Source organism: Dyella sp. 01N36, from assembly GCF_056399745.1.
The window spans coordinates 1-2,654 of the sequence record NZ_JBFTRY010000308.1; the positions used below are offsets into that span (position 1 = coordinate 1).

Annotated in this window: 3 protein-coding genes; 1 reads left to right on the forward strand and 2 read right to left on the reverse strand. The window is 66.2% G+C overall.

What is annotated here, in order from left to right:
• On the reverse strand, positions 1-608 hold a 608-nt coding region (locus tag AC1DMG_RS21455), incomplete at its 3' end, for a purine nucleoside phosphorylase YfiH/LACC1 family protein (RefSeq protein ID WP_477181085.1).
• Positions 605-1,582 (reverse strand): 23S rRNA pseudouridine(1911/1915/1917) synthase RluD, encoded by a 978-nt coding sequence (gene rluD / locus AC1DMG_RS21460; protein WP_441605334.1) that lies wholly within the window; start codon positions 1,580-1,582, stop codon positions 605-607. The genes AC1DMG_RS21455 and rluD, both read right to left, overlap by 4 nt.
• Before the next feature lie 69 nt (positions 1,583-1,651).
• Here rluD and AC1DMG_RS21465 point away from each other — a divergent pair, with 69 nt between their 5' ends.
• The gene (locus tag AC1DMG_RS21465; protein ID WP_046972119.1) at positions 1,652-2,491 is read left to right on the forward strand and encodes an outer membrane protein assembly factor BamD; all 840 of its coding nucleotides are present in this window, start codon (positions 1,652-1,654) and stop codon (positions 2,489-2,491) included.
• The last annotated feature ends 163 nt before the right edge of the window (positions 2,492-2,654 follow it).

Consider the following 2,654-nt stretch of genomic DNA (forward strand, 5'->3'; position numbering starts at 1 on the left):
AGCCCAGCCAGATCGCACAACCAGTGCCCAGGACGCGTCGGCTCGAAACCCTCAGCCGCACCGCCATCGAGCGCCACGAAGGCATCGCGCACTTCAACCCCCACTTCATAGCTGGCCTTGCCGATGCACGGCCCCAACCAGGCCATCACCTGGGCAGGCGGCGCCTGCAGGGAATTCAATGCAGCTTCCAGCACGCCGGCCTGCAAACCGCGCCAGCCCGCGTGGGCAGCGGCCACGGCGCGGCCGTCGGCGGTGCAGAACAGCACCGGCAGGCAGTCGGCAGTGAGGATGACCAGCGGCTCGCCCGCACGCTGGGTGACGGAGGCGTCAGCGCGCGGCTCCTGCCCATCGTCTGAGCGGTCGACATCGGCGACATCCACGCCATGCACTTGCTGCAGCCAATGCGGATCGCGCTCAAGACTCAGGGCGGTACGCACGGCGGCTCGATTGGCCGCCACTGCCTCGGGCGTATCGCCGCAACGGGCGCCAAGATTGAAGCGCCCCCAGGCGCCCTGCGAGACGCCCGGCCCCTGCCGCGTGCTGACCGCCGCCCGCACACGGGCGGGCGCCGGCCAGTCCGGCACGAGCCAGGCGCTATCCAGGGTCACCGCCAGTCGCTCGGATCGGCCTGGGCGGTATCGGCGCGCAAGGCGTCGATCAGCGCCTGCTGGTCGGCCGGGCGATCGGCGCTGAACGACATCGGTTCATGCGTCACCGGGTGTTCGAAGGCCAGCCGCTCGGCGTGCAGCGCCTGTCGGCGGAAGCCGCGCAAGGCCGCCACCAGCTCGGGCGTGGCGCCCTTGGGCAGGCGCAGGCCGCCGCCGTACAGCGGATCGCCGACCAGGGGATGGTTGATATGCGCCAGGTGCACGCGAATCTGATGGGTGCGGCCGGTTTCCAGGCTGCACTGGATCAGGCTGTGCCCGCGGAAGCGCTCGCGCAGGCGATAGTGGGTGACGGCGTGCTTGCCGTCCTCCTCGTCGCGCACGGCCTGGCGCAGGCGGTCGCCCATATGCCGGCCAATCGGCGCATCCACCGTGCCGCCGGCCACCAAGGTGCCCAGCACCACGGCCTCGTACTGCCGTTCCACATCGTGGCGCGACAGCATGTCCACCAGGCCCGTATGGGCCGCCAGGGTCTTGGCGACCACCATCAGGCCCGAGGTGTCCTTGTCCAGGCGATGGACGATGCCCCCGCGGGGCAGCTCGGCCAGCTTCGGATCGTGGTGCAGCAAGGCGTTCAGCACCGTGCCGGCACTATTTCCTGCGCCCGGATGCACCACCAGGCCGGCCGGTTTGTTCAGCACCAGCAGGTAGTCGTCCTCGTGGACGATGTCCAGGGCGATGGCCTCCGGCTCGAGCTCCACTTCGGTCTCAAGTTCCGCTTCTACCTGGACTTTTTCCCCGCCACGCAGCAATTGGCGAGGCGGCGCGACGGCGCCGTCCAGGGTCACGGCACCGGCCTTGATCCACGCCGTGAGACGCGACCGCGAGTAGTCCGGGAACATCTCGGCCACTGTCTGGTCGAACCTCCGACCCGCGGCCGACAGGGGTACCGTGGCGTCATGACGAATCATCGTCATGGTCGGCCGCCCGGCCGCCCGGCCGTTTCGGCTATCATCCCTTTTCGCTCAAACATCTGAACCCTTCTCATGCGCGTAACCAAGCTGCCGGCTTTCAAAATTTTTGTCGTGCTCGCCATCGTTTTGTCGATGAGCGCATGCTCGATGTTCCATCACAAGAGGGACACCAACGATACGCTGCCGGTAGACAAGCTTTACGACAAAGCTCACGACTCACTGGAACACGCCGATTATTCGGCCGCCAGCAAAGCCTACCAGCGCCTGATCGCGCGCTTCCCGTCCGGTAATTACAACGAGCAGGCTCAGCTCGACCTGGCCTATGCGCAGTACAAAGACAACCAGCCGGACGACGCTTACTCCACGATCAACCGCTTCATCAAGACGTATCCGACCCACAAGCACGTAGATTATGCCTATTACTTGCGCGGTCTGATCAATTTTGATCGCACCGGCGGCGCCATGGAGCGCCTGCTGCAGAAGAACGAGGCGCAGACGCGTCGCGACCAGGGCTTCAACCTGAAGTCGTTCGACGACTTCTCGGAGCTGTCTCGCCGCTTCCCGGACAGCGCCTACACCGCCGACGCGCGCCAGCGCATGATCTACCTGCGCGACGTGCTGGCGCAGTTCGAGATCAACGTGGCCGAGTACTACCTGCGCAACAAGGCCTACGTGGCCTCCGCCGACCGCGCCCAGTATGTGATCGAGCATTACCAGCAGGCCCCGCAGACGGGCGACGCGCTGGCCATCCTCACCCGCAGCTACCTGGGCATGGAACAGAAGAACCTCGCCGACCAGACCCGCCAGGTGCTGGCCCTGAACTACCCGGATCACCCGTACCTGAAGGATCCGAAGTGGCCGCACGCGCCGTCGCTGCTGCGCAAGGCGGTGCCGTTCTCGGGGCATCATTGATTCGAGAAGGGGATTGCCGGTCGCTTTGCGACCTGCGAAGAGTTAAGCCGGTCGCTTTGCGACCTCGGAATGGAAAAAGCCGGTGGCCTTGGGCCGCCGGCTTTTTTTGTGTCTTACGTCGGGTAGCGCCCCACCCACTGTGGGAGCGCACCCTGTGCGCGAC